Here is a 24471-nt window from a genome sequence, read left to right on the forward strand (position 1 = left end):
GGCAATTTAAGGAATAAAAAAAGGGTGATCCCTTTTAGAAAGGAACCACCCCGGAAAGATATTTGATATATTATCTTCTTACTGTAAGTCGGCCGCAGCAAGGATCTGGTCGACAGCCTGTATCAAGCCATCCGAGTTCTTACCGCCTGCTGTTGCGAAGTGAGCCTGGCCACCGCCACCACCCTGGATCAGCTTAGCTGCATCTTTCACCAATTTGCTTGCATCCAATCCGTCGGCTACCAGCGGTTCGCTCAGCATAACCATCAGCGCACATTTGGAACCGTCTTTTATACCGGCAACAAAGAACACTTTTTCATCCGTACAGCTTTCGCCCTTGATCTGGAATGCCAGGTCTTTGATGGCATCCACATTGGCTTCACCACGGAAGACAACCACTTTCACACCGTGGCGTACCACAGCTTTAGCGATCAGGTCTTTCTTCATGGAAGCTACTTTCTCTTTAATGTAGTCGCCTACCTGCTTTTTCAGTTCGGCATTCTCTTCAATAGACTTGCGGATGGTCTGAGCCAGGTTAGGCACGTTGTTGAACATAGCACGCAATTCGCGGAAAGAATCTTGCAGATGGTAGGTATATTCTTCAGCAGCTTCAGCCGTCACCGCTTCGATACGGCGAACACCTGCAGCAATCGAACTTTCTGCCACTACGCGTAAGGAGCCGATCATACCGGTTGCCGGGATATGCGTACCACCGCACAACTCGATAGAAGAACCGTATTTAACCACACGGACTTCTTCGCCGTACTTTTCACCGAACAGCGCCATAGCACCCAGGGCTTGTGCCTGAGCGATCGGCATATTGCGGTGTTCTTCCAATGGGAAGTTGGCACGGATCTTTTCGCTTACCAGCTTTTCTACCCGACGGATCTCTTCGTCGGTCACTTTCTGGAAGTGAGAGAAGTCGAAACGAAGAGCTTCGGGAGAAACGAAAGAACCTTTCTGTTCGACATGTGTACCCAGCACTTCACGCAAAGCTTCGTGCAATAAGTGGGTAGCCGAGTGGTTACATTCGCACTGGATACGTTTCTTTTCGTTAATCTTAGCAGTGAAAGTGGCCGTTACATCTTTCGGTAAACGAGTTACGAAATGTACCGGCAGGTTGTTTTCACGTTTGGTATCTACCACGTCCAGCTTTTCATCGTCAGCGATCAGCCATCCGGTATCACCTACCTGTCCACCCATTTCTGCGTAGAACGGAGTCTGATCCAGAACGACCTGGAAGAGTTCTTTATTCTTTTGTTTGATCTTACGGTAACGCAGGATCTCGGCTTCGCATTCGAACAGGTCGTAACCTACGAATTTGGCTTCACCTTCTTTCAGAACTACCCAGTCGCCGGTTTCGATAGCGGCAGCGTTGCGGGCACGTTCTTTCTGCTTCTGCATTTCAGCATTAAACTCTTCGATGTTTGCTTCCATGCCGTTTTCACGCAGGATCAGTTCAGTCAGGTCCAACGGGAATCCGAAAGTATCATATAATGTAAAGGCATCCACACCACTGATTACAGTCTTGCCTTCCGCCTTTGTTTCTTCCATCTTCTTATCCAATAGACGGATACCGGTTTCCAATGTACGCAGGAACGATTCCTCTTCTTCTTTGATTACCTTTTCGATCAATGTCTTCTGGGCAACCAGTTCGGGATAGGCATCTCCCATCGTTTCGATCAATACAGGAAGCAAAGCATACATAAAGGCTTCGCGGCGTCCGAGGAACGTATAACCGTAACGAACGGCACGACGCAGGATACGACGGATCACATAACCGGCTTTTGCATTCGATGGCAACTGACCGTCCGTGATAGAGAATGCTATTGTACGGATATGGTCGGCAATCACACGCATAGCAATATCCTGCTGCTTGTTTTCGCCATATTTAGTTCCGGTAGCGGCAGCGATCACCTGAATGATCGGCTGGAATACATCCGTATCATAGTTGGAAGTCTTGCCCTGCAATGACATACACAGACGTTCGAATCCCATACCGGTATCGATTACCTTGGCAGGCAGCGGTTCTAGCGAGCCGTCAGCCTTCCGGTTGAACTGCATGAACACCAGGTTCCAGATCTCGATCACCTGCGGATGATCTTTGTTGACCATTTCGGCACCGCTCTTAGCCGCACGTTCTTCGTCCGGACGCAAGTCGATATGGATTTCCGAGCAGGGGCCGCAAGGACCGGTATCACCCATTTCCCAGAAGTTATCATGTTTGTTACCGTTGATGATATGATCTTTCGGAAGGTACTGTTCCCAGTAGCCGGCAGCTTCATCGTCGCGCGACAGACCTTCGGCAGGGCTTCCTTCAAATACGGTTGCATATAAACGTTTCGGATCCAGTTTCAGAACATCTACCAGATATTCCCAGGCCCAATTGATTGCTTCTTTCTTGAAATAATCACCGAACGACCAGTTACCCAACATTTCAAACATGGTGTGGTGGTAGGTATCGTGTCCTACTTCTTCCAGGTCGTTATGCTTACCGCTCACACGAAGACATTTCTGTGAGTCCGCGACGCGAGGATATTTGATGGGTACATTACCCAGGATAATATCTTTAAACTGATTCATACCCGCATTGGTGAACATCAATGTAGGGTCCCCCTTCACTACCATCGGAGCAGACGGCACTATCTGGTGCTGCTTGGAAGCGAAGAACTCTTTAAACGATTCACGGATTTCTTTTGCTGTCAACATAATCTAATATATAGTTCTCGTTAATATTCTGAAAAACAATTTGCAAAAGTACTGCAAATTATTATTTTTGCACGTATCCAAGCTATAAAAATATTCAATGAAGCTGTTTAAAACAAGAAAAACATATTACTTATATAACCCTAGCACACTCAATTACGAGCGTGTCTACCCTTCCGCCAAAGATCGTTTCTTCATTGTGCTCCGTCATTTGAGCATAGGTGCGGCCATAGGGATCGGGGCTTTTTTCATTTTAATGTACACGATCGACTCGCCGGTAGAGTCGTTATTGAAGAAGGAAAACAAGCTGTTACAAACTCAATATGAGGTACTTTCGCTTCGCCTAACCAATGCCCTCGAAGTATTGGACGACATCCAGCAACGCGACGAGAACCTGTATCGTGCCATCTTCCAGGCAGAGTCCATTCCCGAATCGGTACGTAAATCTGGTTTCGGGGGAACCAACCGTTACGAACATCTGTTGAGCTTGCCTAACCCGGAACTGGTCGTTTCCACCACACAGAAGATGGATATGCTCTCGAAGCAGCTCTATATACAAAGCAACTCGTTGGAAGAGTTGATCAAGCTGGGTAAGAACCAGGAAGAACGTAGCCGTTGCATCCCTGCCATCCAGCCTATCTCCAATAAGGACCTGCGCCGTACGGCATCCGGTTATGGTGTGCGTATCGACCCGATATACAGAACTCCCCGCTTCCACTCGGGCATGGACTTCTCCGCCAAAGTGGGAACGGAAATTTATGCAACCGGTGACGGCGTCGTCACGTTTGCCGCCTGGAAACAGGGATACGGCAACTGTCTGATGATTGATCACGGCTACGGATTCCAGACATTATACGGCCACATGAGCAAGTTCAAGAAGCGCGTCGGACAGAAAGTGACCCGCGGCGAAGTGATTGGCGAAGTGGGTAATACAGGTAAATCTACCGGACCGCACCTGCATTACGAAGTGATAGTCCGGGGTAAACACGACAACCCGTCCAGATACTATTACATGGATCTTACACCTGAAGAATACGACCGTATGATCCAGATCGCAGAAAACCATGGACAGGTAATGGATTAAACATCTTTAAGACGATGGCATTAAATAAAGATAAAAATCTGAAGTTATATTTCTCCATCAGCGAGGTGGCGCAGATGTTCGACGTCAACGAGTCGACCCTGCGTTTCTGGGAGAAGGAATTCGATATTATCCGCCCGCGTAAAACGGCAAAAGGAACCCGTTTCTACAAACAGGAGGATATCGACGCCGTACGTCTGATCTTCCACCTGGTAAAAGAACGAGGTATGACACTGGCCGGTGCACGCCAGAAGCTAAAGGACAACAGGGAAACAACCATCCGCCAGGAAGAGATCGTCAACAAACTGAAACAAATCAAAGAAGAGTTGCTTTCGATGAAGGCTGCCTTTGACGCGCTCGACCCTTCGGAATTACCCCAGGAAGAGAAAATCTAAGTCAAACAATTAGCAGGTTACGAGAGAAAAACGTATCTTCGCCGACAATTTAAGAAAACAATAAATATGGAAATTACGGGAAAGATTATTGCCGTACTACCTGAACAGGGCGGCACAAGTAAAAACGGAAACGAGTGGAAAAAACAGGAGTACGTATTAGAAACACATGACCAATACCCTAAGAAAGTATGCTTCCAGATTTTCGGTGCCGACCGCATCGAACAGGCAGCTATTCAACCCGGAGAAGAATTGACAGTATCATTCGATATAGACAGCCGTGAGTATCAGGGACGTTGGTTCACTAACATCAATGCATGGAAAGTAGACCGTCCGATGGCCGGCGCACCCATGTCGGCTCCCGGAGCGATGACCCCGGATAACTTTGCACCGGCATCTGCCCCGACAGCACCTGCCGCTCCCGACTTCGGTCCGGCAAATCCGATCGACGACCTGCCGTTCTAATCACGGTAGCGTAACTATAACGCAGATTGGGCAGATAACGCAGATCTTAATTAGAATCTGCGATTATCTGCCCAATCTGCGTTACATATAGTTTGTATCCTACATCAGAACGGATACCCGATAGCCAGGTGCCAACCCGGCGTATAATTGGGTACGTTGAAATAGCCTTTCTTTGCTTCGTAAGGCACATGCAGGGGAACACCCATATCCAGGCGGATTACGATAAAGGTTAAGTCGTAACGTAATCCGACACCGGCATCCAGCGCCAGGTCTCTCAGGAAACGCCCCCATTTCAGCTGACCGCCAGGACGTTGCTTGTCTTCACGGATCAGCCAGATGTTACCCGTATCTATAAAAGCAGCACCATGCAGGTCACCCAGGATCGGAAAACGGTATTCGAGATTGGCCTCGAACTTCAGGTCGCCGGTCTGGTCGAGATAGCTGTACGTACTTTCGGGCGGAAGATAGCTACCCGGACCGATCGAACGAATCGTGAAGGCACGGAGGCTATTAGCCCCTCCGATATAGAATTGTTCGTTGTAAGGAGACACACGGGCATTTCCATAACTATAAATGGCTCCCGCCATAACGCGGCCAACCAGATGCTGGTTATGACCTATCTTATAGTTGTAACGGATTTCCGCCGTTCCTTTCACGAACTGGGCGAATTTATTTCCCAGCAAATGTTTTCCTTCTTCATTGAATTTCTTTCCGGCAATGGCATAACCCGCAGCCAGCAAATTACCCGCCTGCGAAACAGACAACTGAAACCAGGTATGATTCCGTTTGGAAGTGATCGGTGCATCGTCGTAGGTATAGGTATATCCCATCGCCGGCACGAACTGGTTCTCCAAACTCAACTTCAAGGCACGGTTGTCTTTCGTTATGCTGTCGAACTCGTGGGTCGTTGACTGAAGCAGGTTGTATGTCAGCTTGAACGGCGTGATCGAATGGTGGCTGGTAGCAGACGACTGGTAATCGTACGAAGCATTCCCACCGAAAGCCAGCATCTTGAAGAAGCGTGCCCGGTTCAGCTGGTCGACATACAGGCGGAAGGAGGTGCTCGAAGGATATAAGCCGTCCTTTTTCATCATACCGGGGAACAGCAATTGAGGGAATGTCAATGTTCCGCTCAGTCCCATTTCCCAACTATTGATAGCCGACTTGGAGCCGTCCACCCGTTTTCCGGTCTGCCATTCGTAAGAGCCGCGCAAACGCACACCGAACGTTTCACCTCCCCCGAACACATTCCGTTTAGTGACACTGAAGATAGCTCCCGGCCCCAGCTGATCGTTACTTTTGGAGGTCACGTTCACTTCCAACTCCCCGTCGAGCGGCAAGTCGTAGACGGTGTTGATCTTCAAGTCGAGGGTATCCTGTCGACGGGCCGTATCGCGCGGAGTATATTGCATTTCGGAATACCGGAAAATGCCCAGTCGCGAGTAACTATTCTGTGTCCGTTGCTGATTCTCCTGCGAATAGAGATCGCCGGAATGCAGACGCAGGCGGTTGTAAAGCACCGACGGACGTACCCGGAGTTTGCCTTCGTAATAAACCGTCATATCTTTATAGCGCACCGAATCGGTAGGCGGCTCATTGTTATAACCGTTCAACAGGACGGAGATTTCACCGATCTTCCACGGACGCAGGGCGGTACGCGGCAGGCCAGGTTTCGTCATGATGCGAAGTGCTACCTTGCCGGGATTCATGATGGTATCCGCCTGGTAGGTAATGAACTCGGGGCGGAAATAATAGAATCCGTTATTACGCAACAGGGAAGTAATGCGTTGCCGCTCGGCTTCCAGATTCGTCACACTGAAGTTTTCCCCTTTATGAAGCAGGCGTGCCGAAGGATTGCTTTGTATTAATGTATCCATCTGATGGCGCATCCTCACATAACGGATACTGTCGTAAGTATAAGGATGATTCATTTCTACCTGGTAAATGAGCTTGGCTTTCTTCGCATCCTTCAGATTGGTATCTACCTGGAAAGAGGTCGTTCCATTGAAATAGCCGTATTCTTTCAGCAGGTTTTGCGCTACTTTGATACGTATATCGGGATTCACCGTCGAGATAAAGACAGGCTTGGCGGCAAGTTTATTAAAGATCCATTTTCCTACCTTTCCTTTTTTATTCACGAAAGAGTTATAGACCCACAGACCGAACGGGAACGGTACACGGACAGATGAACTTCCCAATAATGCATTGTTGGGGGGATAGGCAAGAGCTCCCTCCACTTCAGCCAGGGCGTCTTCACCGACGGAGGTCTTATCTTCGTTGGTGACTTCTATCTTTTTAATGCCGGTATAAAGGACTTCACCTTCGGGCAGATTCTTAGTGGTCGAACAGGATGCCAACAAAAGTAAAAGAAACGAGAAGATGACACACCCCCTGCCCCGCTGTGTTATTGCTCTTCCGCTAAACAGTCTATATAGTATATTTCTCTTTTTCATCATTCCTCCTCATTAACCGGTTTAGGCCTATTTTTCTTAAAGTTGAACAACTCCCGCATGTGAAGCATCTTACGGCGCAGTACGATACCGACACCCGTTTCCGTGATCTCCCCTTCCAGCAGGCTTTCGTAGTTCTTGTCATGGAACAGTTTCACGTAGCGCGTTCCGCTGGCATCCAGTCGGTATTCGATCGAGACATTGTCGATAAAGGCCTGCGTCTGGTTGCTATTGCTGGCATTCTCACCCGTAGAGATACGGCCTCCCAACACGACACGGATACGGTCGTTCCAGAAACGTTTGGCAAAGCTGAAGTTATAGTCGGTACGCTGACCGCCATCCCCATTGCCGTTCTCGTCGTAGCTATCCATACCGAACGAGATATCGACCGTCTTCAAGGCACTTCCTGCAATATTACTGATCTCACTGTTCAGGAAGCTGTTCAGGGCTGCCCCCATGTTCAGGTTCTGTTTGCCACTGCTACTGTTCGCCAAGTACATACCGGTGATAATCATTCCGACGGCCAGTTTCGTACGTTCATCCTCGCCCATGCTACTCAGGGTTGTCTGCATCGCCTGGTCTTCGGGAGCCGTCAGGACGAACTGCAGGCCGAGGTTCTCCAGTTGTTGTTTGAGGGCGATACCTACATCGAAGTTGACCATACGGGAGCCGCTGCCTTCCGTCACATTGGTACGGATGCGTTCGGTAGCCGTCAGGCTCAGATACGGGTCCATCGGGTCACCGCTCCACTGCACGTAACTGCCGTCCTGTATATTGAACTCTTTCAGCGGGATGATCGGCAAAGCATATTTCACAATGCCACCCGAAAGCGTATAACGTCCGTTCAGGATCATTTCCCCCTGCGGGGTATATTGGAAAGAGAGATCACCACCCCCTTCGAGCTCTACCTTGCTGGAACGGTCGGGAGTGATGTCGGCATTCAAGCGTACGGACTGGTCGATACGGATTGTAAGCAGCATATCCATTCCTCCCAGCGGCAGCGGGGCTTCGGGACGACGACGGTTGACGAGCGTATCCTCGAAAGAGGTGAAAGTCACCAGGTCGGAAAGGCGGTCTTGTACGGTCAGCGGCGAATCCTTCATCACATAGGTTACATTCGTTCCACCCAGCAATTGCAGGCTACCACGCATCATCAGAGCATCGAGCGGCCCTTTTACGGTAGACGAGAGATTGACCAGCAGTTTACCGTAGACCATGCTTTCTTTGTTACGTTTTACATCGAGCAATTGCATATTATCGGCCTTTAGCTTCAGGTCAGCCGTCATTCGCGACAGGTTGTTGAAGTCGACCGTACCGTCTATCACGAACGGGTTCTTACCGGCAGCATGGATATGGTATTCGTCGAACATGATTTTGTTATCTTTCACCACGATCTTTTTGTCGTCTACCCGGAAGCTGGTTCCTACAGCCGTCACAAACATCGAGGTTGAATCCATCTCGATATATCCGTTCATTTCAGGGGCTTTACTACTACCCTTTATCGTCATGTTTCCTTCCAGTACACCATTTAACGAAGCCATATTATCCGGGATAAACGGGTTTACCATATCCAGCGGCAGATGTGTCACGTCGAATGTTCCGTCGAGATAATCTTCTTTTCCTATCTTGTAAAGAGCGGTAGCCGACATTACCTCCTTCTGGTCGCGCAGGAAGTGCATATCGACCTGATGCCTGTTATCCGGCAACGGCAGGTAAACCGTACTGAACATCAGTTCTCCTACCCGACCGCCTTCATAAATAAGGTTGTCTATATTCGCATCGAGCACCACCAGGAACGAGCTGTCGGAAGGCGCATATTGCATATCCGCACTCAGAATTCCCTGCATGGAAGGTATCTCCGTAAATGCTTTCGAAATCACATCGAGGTTGATCTGGCTCAGTTCGAGGTGCAGTTCCTCCATCTTCTCCTTTTCCGGTCGCGAATGTATCCACAAGGACATATTTTCCTCGCCCGACAACCGGAGATCGGCTGCAATATCTTTCTCATTCTTATAGAGGATATAATTATCCGGATTCAGCTTGAAAGGGCGAAAAGCCAGGATCGGATCGTCGGGGAACAAATGGAGATTGATCCCTTCTTTCACCTTATCCGCCCGCAGTCCGAGCAGGATACCGGTATCTCCGGCCCCATCCGTGTACAAAAGCTCTGCATCGGCAAACGTACTTCTTATCTTACCCTTCACTCCGGCAGTGAAAGGAGCTTGTTTACGGTATTTTGTTTTAATCACATCGGCACTATACAACAATCCGAGCGAGTCCTGGCGCACGGCGAAACTAATCGTATCGAGCCGCGTTGTATCACGCATCAGATCGTAGATACCCGCATCCATGCGGAAGCCTTCTTCCGGTGAAGAGAAAGCTTCCAGATTCAGGTTGTTGAAAGAGACATTAGCCTGTTGCAGGATGTTATAGATCGGGTTGTCTTTCCCCGCCGATATAGCCAGATGCATATCGGGAAGCAACGGACGGAAAGCAGGGATATTGATCATCGAGTCTTTCTCCAGTTGTTTGTTCAGGCCTTCCGATATCTTTGTGAACTTATCGGTCATTGTTTCGAGATCGGCATTTCCTGTCAATGTGATTCCCAGGTCGCCGGCATGGAACGAGACACGGGTCGTATCTTTCGTACTTTGAGCATGCAGGGTCAGGGTTTTGGGTTTATATTTTCCGGTAGTCGTAATCAGTTCCCAGTTACCCAGCGTGACGTCGACCAGGTTGTTCTTTCCCATATCGGTTTCCGCTTCCGCAAATAGTTGGAAAGAGGTAGCCAGCGAATCTTGCATCAGGTGCATACCATAGAGGTCGAAATTCTCGACATCGGCAATCAGCATGGCTTTGATCTCCTTTTTCAACAGGGTTGCATTCAGCGTCATATCCATCTTTGCCAGCGGATACTTACTCAGCAGGTCGAACTTGGCGAAGTTCTTTTCAAGCGATCCTGCCAGGTTGACGTCCGACACATTATAATTACCATAATGGATATCCGTAATCTGACCGTCCAACTTCGCCCAGGTAGACGCTTTGAACGGATCGAAACCTTTACCTTCGGCACGGATAGAGGCAGTCAGGCCGTAGAGGGAATCGAGCGGCATAAAGTGCAATGGTTCCAGGCTATCCACTTTCAGGTCGGCTTCGTAAGCCTCGTTAGCGGGGTTGAAGCGTCCTGTCAACAAGACCTTTCCTTTATCCTCCCGCAGAAGCAGGTCGGCCTGGTATTCGTTATTTTTCAAACCGGCTTCACCGGTCAGGGTAATACCGGAAGGGATATTGAAACGTTTCCGTTCCGCTTCCGGGAGCATGGCCAATACAAAATCGAGGTTCCCCGTTTTCGCTTTCAGTTCCAGTTTCCCTGAACGGCGCACACTGTCGGTAAGCGACTTCATCGTACCGGTCACATCCATACGGAAAGCCCCCGGCAACTCCCCTTTCAACTGGCGAAGCATCAGGGAGGACAGGTTACCTTCCACACCGGCTGTCAGCGAAACCGGTTTTTCCGGATAAGCCTTCTGAAAATCTTTCGGAAGTGCACCGGCGGCAATCATTACATCCTCCTTACCCACCGAAGCTGTGAGCAATACCCGCATATTGCCTTCCGGATTTTCTGCAAACGAACTCCAGGGAACCATCGCCAACAGGCGGATTTCCGATGAAGGAGTCTTCAACAGAAGTTGCGGTACATTGATAGTGGTGCTATCGCTATGAAGGCTTCCGGTCAGGGAAGAGATAGTCAATCCCGAACGGTCTTCGGCCGAGAGCTCGCGTATGCAGGCTTTTATATCCCGGCCCCCATAAAGAAGAGAGTCGAGCGAGATATTGACGTCACTCAAGGCGATATGAGAAGGGTCGAAGCCTTCTGTCGCATCCTGGTTGTTACCGTCATACCCCAAGGTCGATCCGGTCAGGGTAAACAGGCCGGCTTCATAACGCGAGGTACCCAGGTCGACTACACCGTCTTTCAGGTTGGCTTTATCGATATAGGTGGTCAGACGTAGCGAGTCGGCAGGCATCTGCATAGCGAAAGCCACCCGGTCGAGGTTTATCTTTTCGAGGTTTAATATCCAGTTTACGGGAGTTGAAGTGGTGTCGGCCTTGGTTGTCGTATCGTTCAACAACAAGGTGATAGCCGTATCGGAGAGGTCGACCGTATTCAGGGTGACCTTTTCTTTCGCCAGGTTGACACGGTCGGCTTTGGCATACAGGCGTCCCAGTACACCCTTTATCTCCATACCTTCGATAAATGTGCCGGAGTTTACCTTCACTCCCTCCAGGTCGATCGCATCTACCAATACCTCTTTCTTCAGTAAAGGCAGGGCGCGTACATTCACCGTCAGGCTTTTTAGGGTCAGGAGCGTATCGGCGGGCGAAGTCAGCACCTCCACTCCCTTCACCGTCAGGTTCAATGGGAAAGAGAGGCGTATTCGTTCTATTCCGATCTGCATTCCGGTAGCTTTACCGGCATAATAAGCCGCTTTCCTGACGGCAAAATTCTGAACAGGCGGTATATATAATAATACAGAGACCAACAAAACCAATACCACAGGTATCAGGCAGACGATCCCTATTCGTTTGATCCAAATCCTCATTTGCTATTATAGTGTATTCTTTTTATAATGATAACGGCTAAATACCCTGTTTTGTTTGAAAATTCATTAACAAAAATAGAAAAGAAAATCAAGAATAAAAAGTTCTGGCAGAAGAACATCCGGCACAAGCGTTATTTGCCTTCTATCTGCCGGATCACGGAATAAGCATCTTCGATCAAAGAAGAGGGATAATCATTTATTTCCAGGATACGGATCGCGTTGCGCTGATACAGGTTGCCGGACTTAAGTTTGTAGTCGAACGATAAGACATCATCGGTTATCTTCTCGCAGAAATGATACAGGTCATACTCGTTCTCCAGGAATCCTCCCAACTCCGTATCGTGGGTGGAGACGACCACGATGTTACAGGCCGTATTCAGATAGCTCAACACCGCCTTGGCCGCCGCAATCCGTTCGGTGGTATTGGTTCCTTTGAATATCTCATCCAATAGAAAAAGGTTGGTGTGTTCACTCTGCCCACAGGAAAGCATATCGCGGATCGACTCTACCTCCTTCAGATAAAAGCTTTTCCCATCCGCAAGGCTGTCGGAAAGCATCAGGGCTGCATGTATCATGACCGGCATTTTGAGCTTCATACGCCGGGCAAAGGCCATATGAAGTGTTTGAGCAGCCAGTATATTGACACCCAAAGTACGTATAAAGGTTGTCTTTCCCGACATATTCGACCCGGTGAAAAGGATGGAACGCCCTTCGATCCGGATCGTATTCGCCACACAGTTTTCGAGTAGAGGATGATACATCTCGTCCGCCTCAACCCGTAGCCCCGCCTCCGGTTGTTCCGGCAAGCTATAATAAGACAGGCTCTTCCGCAGGAAAACGACGGACGACAGGGTATCGACCAGCCCGATAAAGCGGAACACCGTTTCTATATCCCGATTCTTGTCTTTCAAGAGGGTTACGACTTTATTATAAGCGATCGGTTCCGCCAGGAAAAAGACCTTGACACATTCCATGATCGCCCAGAGGATCACAGCCAGGTCGCTGTCCATCTTCGACTCCATCCGCAGGTGACCACTGGCTTTCCGCAATGTTTCGAGCGACGACAATGCTTCCGGTACGCCCCCGGCAATCTCTGAAAAGAGCGGGTTCTTAGACTGTTTATCCGAAAGATTCAACAGACGTATCAATTGGGGGATCGAAGCTATATAATTCAGATTATTCGGTTTATTGCTATAATGGATAACGCCGTTCATCAGTATCGTTGCAATAAGGAGAAGCAGACAAGCGCCTGATTGATTCAGGTAGAACAACAATAGAAACAGGGTCGGCAGCAGGCCACAAATGCGAAACAGGATCTTTTTCCATACGGGAACGACCGGATGCCCCAACTCCATCAGCGGAGCAATACTGTACGCATCGGGAGCACTCAATACATGGAGGTCTTTTACAGCCTCGGCATGTAATCCGGGATTTGTCGCCAGACGGTTTATCAGAGGCTCGTTTTGTTCCACTTCATTCGCTCCGGCAGGAATAGTCCGCATAAGGTTATACAGATACTGCTGCCCGACGCGCGAAACGGTACGATCGGAAAACATAAACAGATCCTCAAATCCCAAATCGGCACAGGTCTGTTCCGACAACACGCCCAGCGCCCTTTGATGTTTATCGAAACGAAAAAAGGAAGAGATTTCAAAGAAGTTATAATCTTCTTTTTTCTCTTCTCCCTTATATTCCGGAGTTCGTTTCCATGGTTTCCATATATTCATAATTCGTATCTTTTAAGTCCTGGGTAAAAGTATATCATTTTAGCAGTTTCCTATTTCCATCATCCTCCAATATGCGCATTTGTTGAATGGCTATTTGATTCAGTTTAATAAGCCGCTCTCTCTGCGATATTCCCTGATCAATAAACACTGCATTGAGATTTTCCATATTAGACAAACAAATAAGTTCATTAATAGAAGCATAATCACGGATATTTCCTTTCTGTTCAGGATTTTGTTCCCTCCACATCTTTGCCGTCATACCAAACATTGCCACATTCAGAACATCAGCCTCGTTGGCATAGATAATACTGGACTGTTTAGGAGTGACCTCCTCAGGGATAAGATTCTGTTTGATTGCATCGGTGTGGATACGATAGTTTATCTTCGATAGTTCACGCTTGGCTGTCCAACCAAGCTGAGCTTGCTCATCGGTTTTTAATCGCTGAAATTCACGAATCAAATAAACTTTAAACTCCGGACTAATCCACATGGCAAACTCAAAAGCGATATCCTTGTGGGCATAAGTACCGCCATAGCGTCCCGTTTTTGCAATGATACCGATGGCATTAGTCTTTAGCATCCATTCCTTGGTACTAAGGCGATAGCTATTCAATCCGGCTTGACTTTTAATTATGTCGAATTCGACATAATTAAAAGCTGGGTTGTTCAATTTCTCCCAAACACCGAGGAATTCAACAGTATTTCTGTTCCTTAACCAATTGGAAAAGAAAAAATCTCCATCTTTCGCTTTTAGCATATCTGTGAGACTTATGTAATCCTCATCATTTACTTTTATTACCGATACAAAAGTATCTTTTACAGTTATTTTTGCCATAGAACTCCCTTCTTTTATGTATTGAGTCAAAAGTATACCTTTTTCAGTAATATTCAGTCGTTCACACTCTATTTAATCCATAAAAATGTGTACGTTTGTCAATTCAAAAAGAAAGAATTATAACATGTTGAACCTAGAACATCTCTGTACCGAAGTACAACACATAGCCCGTAAAGCAGGGGCTTTCCTGAAAGAGGAACGAGGTAAATTCGACCGCGGGCGGGTAGAAGAAAAAAGTGCCCACAACTATGTCTCGTATGTAGACAAAGAATCGGAGAAATGGCTGATCGCCCAACTCTCCGCCCTGCTCCCCGAAGCCGGTTTCATCGCCGAAGAGGGTAGCGGAAGCCTGACCGACGAGAATTATTGCTGGCTGGTAGATCCGCTGGACGGCACTTCCAATTATATCCACGACGTAGCTCCGTATTGTGTGAGCATCGCCTTGCGCAATAAAGAAGAGTTGCTGCTCGGCGTTGTCTACGAAGTCTGCCGTGACGAATGTTTCTATGCCTGGAAAGGCAGCAAGGCCTACCTCGATGGCAAAGAGATACATGTATCCGACGTGTCAGACCTCGACAAAGCTTTTATCGACCTGGGATTTCCTTATAACTCGGATGCCTACCGCCCGGTAGCCCTCCACCTGGTCGACAGGCTATACGGTTTTGCCGGAGGAACGCGCCTGATGGGAGCGGCAGCTGCCGAAGTCTGCTACATCGCAGCCGGACGGTTCGAAGCCCGTATCGAGGCTTATATCGGCCCCTGGGACATTGCCGCCGGTGCCCTGATCCTGATGCAGGCAGGTGGTAAAGTGACCGACTTCAGCGGGGGCGACAACTGGCAGTCGGGCGACGAAGTGCTTGCCACCAACGGGGCAATGCATGAAACGCTGATGCGGCTGATAAAAGAATAAAACGTTCGCTCCGCGGCAGACGTCCGCTTTTTTACCCTATAAGGAAACCCGTCTTACCTTATAGGGTAGACCTCAATACCGTATAGGGCGTACCTCGACACCTTATAGGGTATTGCAGGCTTTTTATTAACGCAATACTCTGTCGATCAGGAATTCAGCGGGGTTAAGGACAGAAAAGGAACTTACGGCACCTCCCCTTTTTCAGGCTGCATCCGGTTTGTTTTTCCGGTAGACACCGCGGGAGATACGGGAAAGATATTCCGGCTCCAACCGGGAGAGATAACGGCGTACGGCCCGCTCACCGATACCGGCCGGCTGGCAGTTCTCATAAGCGTCCGACAGGGTAAACTGATCGGGCAACTGCTCGAATACCTGACGGAAGCGGTCGGGGCAACACAATTCCCTGACACCCGGCAGTTCCTCCAGTTGCGTCATCAACAGACGACTGTGTTCCAGGCAAACTTCGGTTATAGCCATCGCCGCCCGGAAATGAGGCATATTGCAATACCGTTCGTCTACCCCATAATCGAGCGAAGCTGCATCGAGCGCCGTAAAGATCATACAGAGACGGAAGGCCATCAGTCCGTGGCGTTTCACCACCCCCAGGAAATACTCGCTGCCGAAAAGGTCGGTTTCCTTCAATAAGGCAGAGAAGCGGCTGTTCAACTCCTGCCACTGTGCCGGGGTAAGGCGTACTTTCAACGGACGGTCGCGCAACTTCAACGCTACCTCCAACAACTGCCCGGAAAGCGCCGACAGGTGACTGTCGAAATTTTCCTCCTCCCCTTCCGACGATACATCCTGCCAGATAGCTTCACTCCGGCAGGTGTAAAGCAATAAACGACTGGCCAACCCATTCTCCACGTTCGGCACCAGGCGGGTGAACTGTCCCGGTGTACCCGCCAGCAAAAGTGCCAGGCGCGGACGGTCGATACGGATCAGTTCGTTGTCGGTCTTTCGCGACGATGCCACGGGTTCGTGATGGAAGGCTTTACGCAACAGATCGTCGAACTGCCCGTAATCCTGGCGGGAGGCATTCACCAGGGTATCTATCTCGCTATCGGCCATCAACCCTCCGTAAGTGCCGTTCTCATAGAGGTGAACGAGTAGTTTCGCTTTCGTTATCTGGGTGGGGATAAAGAAACAGCAGGTCGATGCCTTCTGCGGGGCCTCCGCTACACAAACGGACTGCCCTTTCCGGTGAGCCGTCACCTTTTTCAGTTCCCATTCTTCAAGAGCCTGCAAGTATTCCTGTTCCTTACGTTTCGTCTCGATCTCGATCAGGGAAGCATAGTTGTCGGCCAGATGCCGCATGTCGTTGATACAGCCTTTCCCGTTGGCAGCCGGAGCCACTTCGATCGTAAAGAGGTGGGGATAGACCCGTTTCCGGTTATAAAGCCCCCATACCTTCGGCAGGCAACCGCTGACCACGGTGCAGGCTGCCAGAAAAGCCATGTCGCGCTCACGGCGGTCGGTATAGAAACGGATGGCCTGCCCCAAAAGGGGAGGCAGGTCGGCGATGACATCCTGCGGCAGGAAAGGGGTTCGCTCACGCAGTTCTTCGCCCGAAAGCGTGTCGGGTGCCGTAAGTTCCTTTTCTGTCCTTAAGGCTTCACGACGGGGAAGCTGATAGGATTTATCTCCCTGATAAGCAGAAGATAAAGCCTGACGTATCTCAGCTTCGGTAAAGTCGGAGGCTTGCAACAGGGGGATACACAACGCGGCTATTTCTTCCTGTCCGAAACCTTTGCGGCGAGCCTCGCACCCCAGACGGTAGACCGTATCGTTACGGTTACCCTCGGCAGGCGGATAACGTGCCAGCCAGTCCTGCACAAAGAGCTGGGCAGGAGAGATAGCCGTAACGTCGAACACCTCCGCTTCGGGATTATACCAGGCTTCGGGATCGTCGCTCACATAGCAGCACCGGCTGATATCCTTACATTTGCGGTCCGACGGCATACCCGCCAACTGTTCATAACAGGCAGCCACGGCAGCAAAAGCAACGTCATGCTTCTCCTGTCCGGTATCGACGGAAACAAACACCTTCAAGCCATCGCCTCCGGGACTGACAAAGAGGGCCAGGGTGTGTACATCGGCTTTGAAAAGGGCTTTTATACGAAGCAGGTCGCCCACATGGTCGAAGTCGAGCCCGACCACCCTGTTATAGTTTACAATCTGTGTCGCTTTATGCCCTCCACGGAACACCCCCGAAGGGGTGAAACCGGGCAACCGGGTTTTCAATTCACGGGCTTTCTCTTTATCACCGCTCTTTACCGCATTACGGTAAGCCAGTATTTCATGTGTCCAACGGCGGGTACGGATCAGGATAATGATTTCTTCGAGACTGCGGGGATCGGAGGCGGGCAAGTAGAGCTTGCGAAAGAAGGAAACTTGAGGTTGTGTATTCATAACGATAAGTTTTAAGGCATAAAGCCGGTTTTAAAATTACTACAAGGTAGACAATCCGGGAGAGGCGGCAAGGCATACAAAAAGACCGGCTCAGAACTGCCGAAACGGGGTGTGAGGGCCTTCGGGGCGGCCTTTACGATAGCGGCGGCTCAGAAAACCGGTCGTTTTGTATGGGAAACGGAAAGATTTATTATTTACCTATTTCGCGGTCTTCCAACCCCATGTAATAAAAGCGTTTCACCGCAGCGGGCGATACTTCGAACGTAAAGATATCGTTCATCAGGTGATACAGCCGTCCATCGCGTTCGTTGCCGGAATGTTCTTTCAATAACAGGGCGATATCTTTTACGGCGAAGGCTAAGGCTTTGTGCACTTTTGCCGGTATGTTTATCCGGTCTTCGGGAAAGATCACGCCGGCTCCCAGCCTTATACGCAGATAGTCTTTATACCTCGACAGCTTCCGTTCATTACTACGCGACAGTTTCCCGTCGCTCTCTTTCATCCGTCGCAACACATTGATCGCGTCCGACAGTTCATCCAGTGAGGATGATAGGTCGATAGGTTGTTCTTTTTTTTCATTTTATTTCATATTCAATTATTGTCAGAAATGAATGTAGCGTCGTTGGTAGGGGCGGTTCGCGAACCGCCCTTACAGGCGCCGTTGCCTTGTTGAAGGCAACGCCTTGTGCCGCAGGCTCTCTTTTGCCGTCGGTTTTTAACCGACGGATATAAAAGACAGGAGGCAAAGCCTCTTCCTTTGTGGGCTTAAGCCCCTTTATTAACCGGGCTTCTTTCCTATATGAAAGGGGTTAAAACCCACAGAGGATCCGGCAAAGCCGGAGCATTTAATCTATCCGTCGGTTAAAAACCGACGGCAAAAGAGAGCCTGCGGCATGAGGCTCCGCCTCATAAAAAAGACTCAAATATTGCTCCTACTTGAAGCTCACCCTTTTCTAACAACGAAACCCCGGAAGACGAATCCTCCGGGGCTTGTTTTTGTCTGTTGTTGCTCTTCACAGAGATCGAACAGAAGAACTTTATTTCATTACTTTAGTATTAATACTGACCGCTTGTTCACCCTCACGGGATACTTGATTCGATATCACCACGCAGTCAATTTAAATTTATTGATTATAAATAGTTTCTTATTTTACGATTGCTTTAACAGCGGCTTCACCTTCTACGGCTACTACAACTACACCGGCCGGTGCAGAGATTTCAGCCTTATCAGAAGAGATCACTGTGCTAGCAACAGTCTGACCAAGTACGTTGCTGATAACAACTTTCTTGCCCTGAGCACCGTTGATGATAACAGCACCTTCTTTTGCAATTACAGAGATTGAAGAAGCTGTGATATCTTCGTTGGCAACAGCCTGACCATCGTAGTTTTCTTCCATGTTGAATGTTTCACCATTGATGAAGTCTTTTTCTACTACAACTGTACCGTTGATCCATTTCAGATAACCGTTGTTGTTTGCTGTTTCTTCAATAGTTTCCTTTGTAGAAGCAGGACTATAGTCTTTGTAACGAGTCTGGATCTTGAATGAACCATCAGCATTATTGACATAACGGAAAGCAAACTTAGCGATGTTGAATTCCGGAGAGTCCATAGCCAACTTCACAACTTCGCCACCCTGACGAGTGATATACAGTGTATCGTTTGTATGAACACCTTCTACGAATGACAACTTAGCACGTTGTTCGCCGGCTTCAATACCGTTTACATACGGATTGCTGTGCAGGTGAGTAGCACCATATACATTAGCTGTGTCGATCAGGTTGATCAGGAAGCGACCTTTAACCAACGGAGTCTTAATTGCGTGAGGACAAACACCATGTTCCTCAATCCATGCAGGATCGTTATGTTCTACATCGTCCGGACAGTAAGTATCAGATGTCTTCGTAACATTTACACCCAGCAGATACTGGTAGCAAGTGTTTACAATACCGTTAGCATCTACACGGTTTACATAAGCTGTATCGACAAACAGACCCGGTTTTGCACCTGTTACGCTATTGTTTACATTCAGGAAGCTCAAAGTATCTTTCTCTACAACTGACTTAGCGTCGCGTTTTTCGAACAATGCTTCTGTAGAATATTCATCGCGATAGATTCTAACAATGTCGCCCCAGTCTTTAGCTACCTTGCGGTATTCAGGCTTGTCGTTCGGTTTTACTACCATCAACGAGTTGTTGTCTTTTGAATAAGCGTTCAGGTTATCCAAAGAACCCCACTGTTCGCTGTTTCCTACGAATACTTTGCTGGCACCTAATGATGTTGTTTTAGCATAAGTAGCAGGCTGAGCATCGATAGTCACTACATTGTAAGTTCCGTTCGGTTTCATCTTCAAAGCGAAACGCTGTGCGTTAGCTTCTACATCCTTGTATTCATCACAAGCATAGTAGTTCAGCTTGTTGCCTTTATACAATACATATTCAAGATTGCTGTTATTCTGGATCAAGTACGGAAGTACAGCCAATGTATCAGGAGTAACACCCATTGTACCATCGTTCTTCAAAGTAGCCAGCTCAGTAATAATCAATACTGTATCCACTTCATTCTTCAAATCACCCGGTTTCATATCCAGATACAGTTTCCAGTCTGTTCCACCTTCAGTAACAACACCCAGTTTATGAGTACCGTCGCTAGTATGGTTTTCAGCCCAGTAAGCTGTTACGTTACCTGTTTCGTTATGATACTGACCGATATTGAATACCTGATTTCTCAATGCATTCGGTTCAGTTCTCATGAAACCGTCATACTTAGTGATGTTCTTAACTTCTGTCAACGTGATCTTTTCACCAGCGTTAAGAGTTTCATCACCTACTGTAACATCTGCACTTACAGTATAAACATTAGCTGCATCACCTGATTTATGACGCAAAGTAATGCTTGCAACAGACTTCTTCGATTCACGGTTTGTCAATGTGAAACTGTTATTGTCCAGATCTGCAGTAGTGATAGCCCACTGAGATTCGGGAGAAGTTGCAGCAACAGATGAAGCAACCACGAATCCAGCTTTAGGAGCAGCTACAGGCTGATTGTTATCAACCATAGCCAACACGCGACCTACTTTGTATTTATCAGCCTCATCAAGATCGCTGCTCTTTGATGCAAATGCCACATTATAGAACTTACCCAACAATGTTTCAACCTTCACTACATCATCTGCACCCAGAGAAATAGAAGGTAATTCGCTTGCAGCAGCATCTTTTTTAACAGTCAGATAATTGTTATCGGAATAAGTTGCAATATATGCATTACCTACCACAGTAGTTCCATCCATAACAATCAGTGATTCCACCTCTGTCTTAGACAATTCAATTCTACCTGAACGAGAAGTGATCTGGTACTCAGAATACCAACCTGATTTACTATCTTTGTCTGCTTTTTTAACCCATACAAACTTAGCCTTTTCACCAGTAGAACCATCCCAACCAGTAGGATTCACCATTAAATAGTTAGCATCATCAGCAACAGTTCCACCAGCAGCCAACTTGTCAACGATCTCAATATTGTTTCCTGACGTTACAGCATACAATGTCTTGCCTGCCATAACATTTCCGTCAACAGTCTTGTCATTGTTTGCTTTAATTGTTAAGCTAAAGCCTTTATTGTAAATCGCATTCAGCTCAGCAGCGGTCTTGGCTACTGCAAGAGATTTGTAGATACCGAATTTAGCAGCAGTAGCAGCAGCCCCTGCTGTAAAGTTTGCTTGAAGAGATTGGGTAGCTACGCCATTTATTGTTAATGAAACAGCTCCCTGATAAGTATCATTTGCAACGAACTCTCTGGCACCATCTACAGCGAATTCATTTCCTGAATGTAGATTGATGAATTTGTATCTAACTTTACTATCAGTTCCTGAAACAGAAACAACTTTCCATAGATAATTAGCAACATTACCTGATGTTACTGCACTGGCGGCAGTTTGACCAAAAACAGGAGTACCTTTAGTTCCATCATCTTTTAATGTATTTGCTGTACCACCATCCCCTGAAATGAAGTAATACTCTCCATCAGTAATAGCTGTTTGCAAATGGCAATACTGATTACCAGAAGTTACTTTCAGGTCTTTGTTGAAAACACCAAATTCGAAAGTTGAACCACCTTCTGCAGCTACCAATGTTGCAATAGCACCAGCCGTCAGTTTTAGCTCCATATCAGCCGCCACAGCAGGATCGCTAGCATTAGCACCATCAGCACCAGTTACAACGATCTTATTACCGACCAATTTGAATTTAACAGCATCCGTAGCACCAGACGCTACTGTTAAGACTGCACTACTCCCCGTAGCTGCACTCAAATAGTTAGTTCCGTCTGTCAAGAAAAATTCTCCAGCTTCACCCGTACTTTCGAATGTCCATACATTTGTAAAATCAGTGATTGCGGCAGAAAGACCACTAGTACTATTTGCATTAGAAACTTGTAACAAGTCCCCCACTTTTCCGCTTGTCTCATCTCCTTCAACGATAGAGGATCCTATCAAATAACTTCCGCCGACCTTAGGACTAGTGATCTTCACCACCTCAGCGTCCAGCGTATTCCATGCACCGGCTGCCAAAAGAACAGCCACTAACGTAGAAAACTTTTTGTTCATAATTTAAAATTTAATATTAATAATAGTGTTACTAAAAACTCATTTACGCCCCGTCTTCAGGCAGGTAGGTTTTAGCAAATGACTAGCTAAAACGTTCCTTTTTTCTCGTCATTGTTTCCCGCCTTCGTTAAGTTTGTTTGGAAAACCCCTATTTTTGTACTACCTTTGCTATTCGATTGATAAGAAAGAACATAACAAAGCAAAAAAACTTAGGAAAAGAATTGCCTATTCAAAACTTATCAGTACTTTTGCTGACGAGAAAAAAGGAACGTTTTTTCTCGTCATTACGTAATATTCGTACTAATATATAATACAGTATATTAAACCCTATTTATACATATAAACAACATAGGTAAAAAGCCCTTACACAGCGCCGCTAACTAACTGATAATCAACAACGCATTTTTCACAGTTTTGAGTATATTGAGAAATCAGTTGCTTTTCAGCCCTTTTACAGTACCCTCTATACATTATTATATTATATATGCAGACTCTCCTGCAGCAACGGAGACAAATATCTCCGCTACCTCTTTTTCAAAGGGAAATACTCTCCGTTTACAGACAATCTCCCACCGTCCGTCTATTTTGTTTGTATCTGCCTGTATTGTCATTTAACTTCACAGACAAATCAACATAATATGGAAGAGAAATGAAAAAGAGAATGATTATTACAAGCCTATTTGCCTTCTGCCTTTTGGCTTCTGCCGGAGCACAGTCTCCCCGCGGACCTTTCCCCGGCAAACCGCACGGTTGCTGCTGTTGCAGCTGTAACCACCCAAGACCAGATCAAGCCCCTCCGCAAAGAGGAGAAGTTCCTTCTTTTATCACCGACAAACTGATCAAGAAGTTGGCTCTATCAGACGATCAGGTGACAAAACTCAAGGAAGAAGAGAAAGCTTTCATGGAGAAAATGCAACAGATGCGACCCGGCAGGGATGGCGAAGAGCAATTCTCTCCCGATGAAATGAGAGAGAAAATGGACACAATGATGAGCGAACACGACGCAGCAGTCAAAGAGATCCTCTCCGACGATCAATATAAAAAGTACCAGAAGTATATAAAAGAGAATCGTCCGAAAGGTCCGGGTAACGGCGGTCCCGGAGGACCTGGCGGACCAGGTGGGCCGGATGGACCTGGCGACGGATCCGATGGCGGACCCGATGGCGACTGGATGGAATAAAATACAAACCCTGTTGTCGGCAAAGTTCTACTTACCGGCAGCAGGGGCATTCAAGACATTTTTGAAGAAGACAGGCGACAAGTGAAAAAGGTTTCATCCCATGAAAAAAAACGCCCCAAAGCATTACTGTAAATAAAAAACTGCTATCTTTGTCCCGTTACCCACTTTTGGGTAACAGACCATTAAAACCATTAACATATGGAAAGATACGTAAATGTCATGCTCGATGCCGGCTTTAAGGCGGTCTTCGGGGTAAAACAAGTAGCCATTGACTTTATCAATGCCGCCCTCCAGGGTGAACGCCAGGTCAAAGACCTGACCTATCTCGACAAAGAAATCCAACCGGAAGTAGTAGAACAACGCACGGTGATCTTCGATCTCCTTTGCGAAGACGTGGACGGGAGCAAATTCGTCCTGGAGATGCAGAATTGCCCGCAACGCTACTTCTTTAACCGCGGATTCTATTATCTTTGTCGAATGGTCTCCCGTCAGGGACAGACCGGACGAGACTGGCAATACAGCCTGCTTCCCGTTTATGGTATCTACCTATTGAACTTCAGCCTGCCGGAATTACATAGCTGGCGAACAGATGTAATCCTGGCTGACGAGGCAACGGGTAAAACTTTTGGCGAAGTCAAACTGAAACAGATTTATCTGTCGTTCGACCTATTCAATTTAACGGAAGAGGAATGTAAGACTCCTCTTGAAAACACAGTTTATATATTGAAGAATATGAATTTATTTGATATGTCTCCATTCAAGGAGAAAGAGGATGCTTTCAGACGCTTGCTCGACGTGGCGAACCTCAATACCATGACCGATCATGAACGTGCTGTCTACGAAGAGAACCTGAAGATCTACCGCGACTGGCATGCTACGACGCAATATGCGGTGGAAGAGGCTGAGAAGAAAGGTAAAATGAAAGAACAGCGCCTTATCGCTGCAAACTTAAAAAAACAAGGGATTAATATCGAAACAATCGCCCAATGTACCGGATTGTCAGTGAAAGAGATTGACGAACTGTAATTTGTAATTGCATAATATATAAAATCAGCCAGGTTGTCTTAAAGCATAACAACCCGGCTGATTTTGTTTTTATCAGAAGCGAACTCTT

General features: G+C 47.5%; 14 protein-coding genes. 6 read left to right on the top strand and 8 right to left on the bottom strand.

Annotation, left to right across the window (positions count from 1 at the left end; all coding sequences use genetic code 11):
• Nucleotides 1–78: 78 nt before the first annotated feature.
• Nucleotides 79–2706: an alanine--tRNA ligase gene (gene alaS, locus BQ7394_RS20100; RefSeq protein ID WP_075559030.1), complete on the bottom strand. Its 2628-nt coding sequence runs from the start codon at nucleotides 2704–2706 to the stop codon at nucleotides 79–81.
• Between the two features lie 97 nt (nucleotides 2707–2803).
• On the opposite strand from alaS, the gene BQ7394_RS20105 reads away from it, so the two are divergent.
• The 3 genes from BQ7394_RS20105 (at nucleotide 2804) to BQ7394_RS20115 (ending at nucleotide 4641) form a co-directional block, all read left to right on the top strand.
• Nucleotides 2804–3787: a M23 family metallopeptidase gene (locus BQ7394_RS20105; protein ID WP_075559031.1), complete on the top strand. Its 984-nt coding sequence runs from the start codon at nucleotides 2804–2806 to the stop codon at nucleotides 3785–3787.
• A 14-nt stretch (nucleotides 3788–3801) separates the two neighbouring features.
• Complete coding sequence (locus BQ7394_RS20110) at nucleotides 3802–4179, top strand: MerR family transcriptional regulator (RefSeq protein WP_075559032.1); 378 nt, start codon at nucleotides 3802–3804, stop codon at nucleotides 4177–4179.
• 66 nt (nucleotides 4180–4245) lie between these two features.
• The gene (locus tag BQ7394_RS20115; protein ID WP_075559033.1) at nucleotides 4246–4641 is read left to right on the top strand and encodes a DUF3127 domain-containing protein; all 396 of its coding nucleotides are present in this window, start codon (nucleotides 4246–4248) and stop codon (nucleotides 4639–4641) included.
• 104 nt (nucleotides 4642–4745) lie between these two features.
• Here the strand turns inward: BQ7394_RS20115 and tamL are convergent, their stop codons facing one another.
• The 4 genes from tamL to BQ7394_RS20135 all read right to left on the bottom strand — a co-directional run bounded on the left by tamL (nucleotide 4746) and on the right by BQ7394_RS20135 (nucleotide 14257).
• Nucleotides 4746–7094: a translocation and assembly module lipoprotein TamL gene (tamL, locus tag BQ7394_RS20120; protein ID WP_082212240.1), complete on the bottom strand. Its 2349-nt coding sequence runs from the start codon at nucleotides 7092–7094 to the stop codon at nucleotides 4746–4748.
• Entirely contained in the window at nucleotides 7094–11695 is a 4602-nt protein-coding gene (locus BQ7394_RS20125) for a translocation/assembly module TamB domain-containing protein (protein WP_075559034.1), read from the bottom strand. Before BQ7394_RS20125 ends, tamL begins: the two co-directional genes overlap by 1 nt.
• A gap of 131 nt (nucleotides 11696–11826) precedes the next feature.
• A complete protein-coding gene (locus tag BQ7394_RS20130; protein ID WP_075559035.1) occupies nucleotides 11827–13422 on the bottom strand; it encodes a MutS-related protein in 1596 nt (531 codons plus the stop codon).
• A 34-nt stretch (nucleotides 13423–13456) separates the two neighbouring features.
• Entirely contained in the window at nucleotides 13457–14257 is an 801-nt protein-coding gene (locus tag BQ7394_RS20135) for a KilA-N domain-containing protein (RefSeq protein ID WP_075559036.1), read from the bottom strand.
• A gap of 124 nt (nucleotides 14258–14381) precedes the next feature.
• Between BQ7394_RS20135 and BQ7394_RS20140 the strand changes: the two genes are divergently transcribed.
• On the top strand, nucleotides 14382–15167 hold the full coding sequence (locus tag BQ7394_RS20140; RefSeq protein WP_075559037.1) for an inositol monophosphatase family protein: 786 nt from the start codon (nucleotides 14382–14384) through the stop codon (nucleotides 15165–15167).
• A 201-nt stretch (nucleotides 15168–15368) separates the two neighbouring features.
• Here BQ7394_RS20140 and BQ7394_RS20145 read toward each other — a convergent pair whose 3' ends face one another.
• From BQ7394_RS20145 to BQ7394_RS20155, 3 genes are all read right to left on the bottom strand, one after another.
• Entirely contained in the window at nucleotides 15369–17576 is a 2208-nt protein-coding gene (locus tag BQ7394_RS20145) for a DUF3987 domain-containing protein (RefSeq protein WP_075559038.1), read from the bottom strand.
• A 190-nt stretch (nucleotides 17577–17766) separates the two neighbouring features.
• On the bottom strand, nucleotides 17767–18078 hold the full coding sequence (locus BQ7394_RS20150) for a hypothetical protein (protein WP_075559039.1): 312 nt from the start codon (nucleotides 18076–18078) through the stop codon (nucleotides 17767–17769).
• A gap of 643 nt (nucleotides 18079–18721) precedes the next feature.
• Nucleotides 18722–22177 carry a DUF6383 domain-containing protein gene (locus BQ7394_RS20155; RefSeq protein ID WP_075559040.1) on the bottom strand — a complete coding sequence of 1152 codons (3456 nt, stop codon included), beginning with the start codon at nucleotides 22175–22177 and terminating at the stop codon, nucleotides 18722–18724.
• Between the two features lie 649 nt (nucleotides 22178–22826).
• Between BQ7394_RS20155 and BQ7394_RS26095 the strand changes: the two genes are divergently transcribed.
• Together BQ7394_RS26095 and BQ7394_RS20165 are read left to right on the top strand one after the other, a co-directional pair.
• A complete protein-coding gene (locus BQ7394_RS26095) occupies nucleotides 22827–23357 on the top strand; it encodes a hypothetical protein (protein ID WP_210436537.1) in 531 nt (176 codons plus the stop codon).
• Between the two features lie 198 nt (nucleotides 23358–23555).
• Nucleotides 23556–24383 carry an Rpn family recombination-promoting nuclease/putative transposase gene (locus BQ7394_RS20165; protein WP_075559042.1) on the top strand — a complete coding sequence of 276 codons (828 nt, stop codon included), beginning with the start codon at nucleotides 23556–23558 and terminating at the stop codon, nucleotides 24381–24383.
• The last annotated feature ends 88 nt before the right edge of the window (nucleotides 24384–24471 follow it).

This window comes from Parabacteroides timonensis (genome assembly GCF_900128505.1).
Lineage (GTDB): Bacteria > Bacteroidota > Bacteroidia > Bacteroidales > Tannerellaceae > Parabacteroides > Parabacteroides timonensis.

What these genes read in the sequence shown, in the direction of transcription:
- BQ7394_RS20135 (WP_075559036.1), bottom strand. Translation starts at nt 14,257, where the DNA reads ATGGCAAAAATAACTGTAAAAGATACTTTTGTATCGGTAATAAAAGTA.
- tamL (WP_082212240.1), bottom strand. Translation starts at nt 7,094, where the DNA reads ATGAAAAAGAGAAATATACTATATAGACTGTTTAGCGGAAGAGCAATA.
- BQ7394_RS26095 (WP_210436537.1), top strand. Translation starts at nt 22,827, where the DNA reads ATGAAAAAGAGAATGATTATTACAAGCCTATTTGCCTTCTGCCTTTTG.
- BQ7394_RS20125 (WP_075559034.1), bottom strand. Translation starts at nt 11,695, where the DNA reads ATGAGGATTTGGATCAAACGAATAGGGATCGTCTGCCTGATACCTGTG.
- BQ7394_RS20115 (WP_075559033.1), top strand. Translation starts at nt 4,246, where the DNA reads ATGGAAATTACGGGAAAGATTATTGCCGTACTACCTGAACAGGGCGGC.
- alaS (WP_075559030.1), bottom strand. Translation starts at nt 2,706, where the DNA reads ATGTTGACAGCAAAAGAAATCCGTGAATCGTTTAAAGAGTTCTTCGCT.
- BQ7394_RS20105 (WP_075559031.1), top strand. Translation starts at nt 2,804, where the DNA reads ATGAAGCTGTTTAAAACAAGAAAAACATATTACTTATATAACCCTAGC.
- BQ7394_RS20140 (WP_075559037.1), top strand. Translation starts at nt 14,382, where the DNA reads ATGTTGAACCTAGAACATCTCTGTACCGAAGTACAACACATAGCCCGT.
- BQ7394_RS20110 (WP_075559032.1), top strand. Translation starts at nt 3,802, where the DNA reads ATGGCATTAAATAAAGATAAAAATCTGAAGTTATATTTCTCCATCAGC.
- BQ7394_RS20130 (WP_075559035.1), bottom strand. Translation starts at nt 13,422, where the DNA reads ATGAATATATGGAAACCATGGAAACGAACTCCGGAATATAAGGGAGAA.
- BQ7394_RS20145 (WP_075559038.1), bottom strand. Translation starts at nt 17,576, where the DNA reads ATGAATACACAACCTCAAGTTTCCTTCTTTCGCAAGCTCTACTTGCCC.
- BQ7394_RS20150 (WP_075559039.1), bottom strand. Translation starts at nt 18,078, where the DNA reads ATGAAAGAGAGCGACGGGAAACTGTCGCGTAGTAATGAACGGAAGCTG.
- BQ7394_RS20165 (WP_075559042.1), top strand. Translation starts at nt 23,556, where the DNA reads ATGGAAAGATACGTAAATGTCATGCTCGATGCCGGCTTTAAGGCGGTC.
- BQ7394_RS20155 (WP_075559040.1), bottom strand. Translation starts at nt 22,177, where the DNA reads ATGAACAAAAAGTTTTCTACGTTAGTGGCTGTTCTTTTGGCAGCCGGT.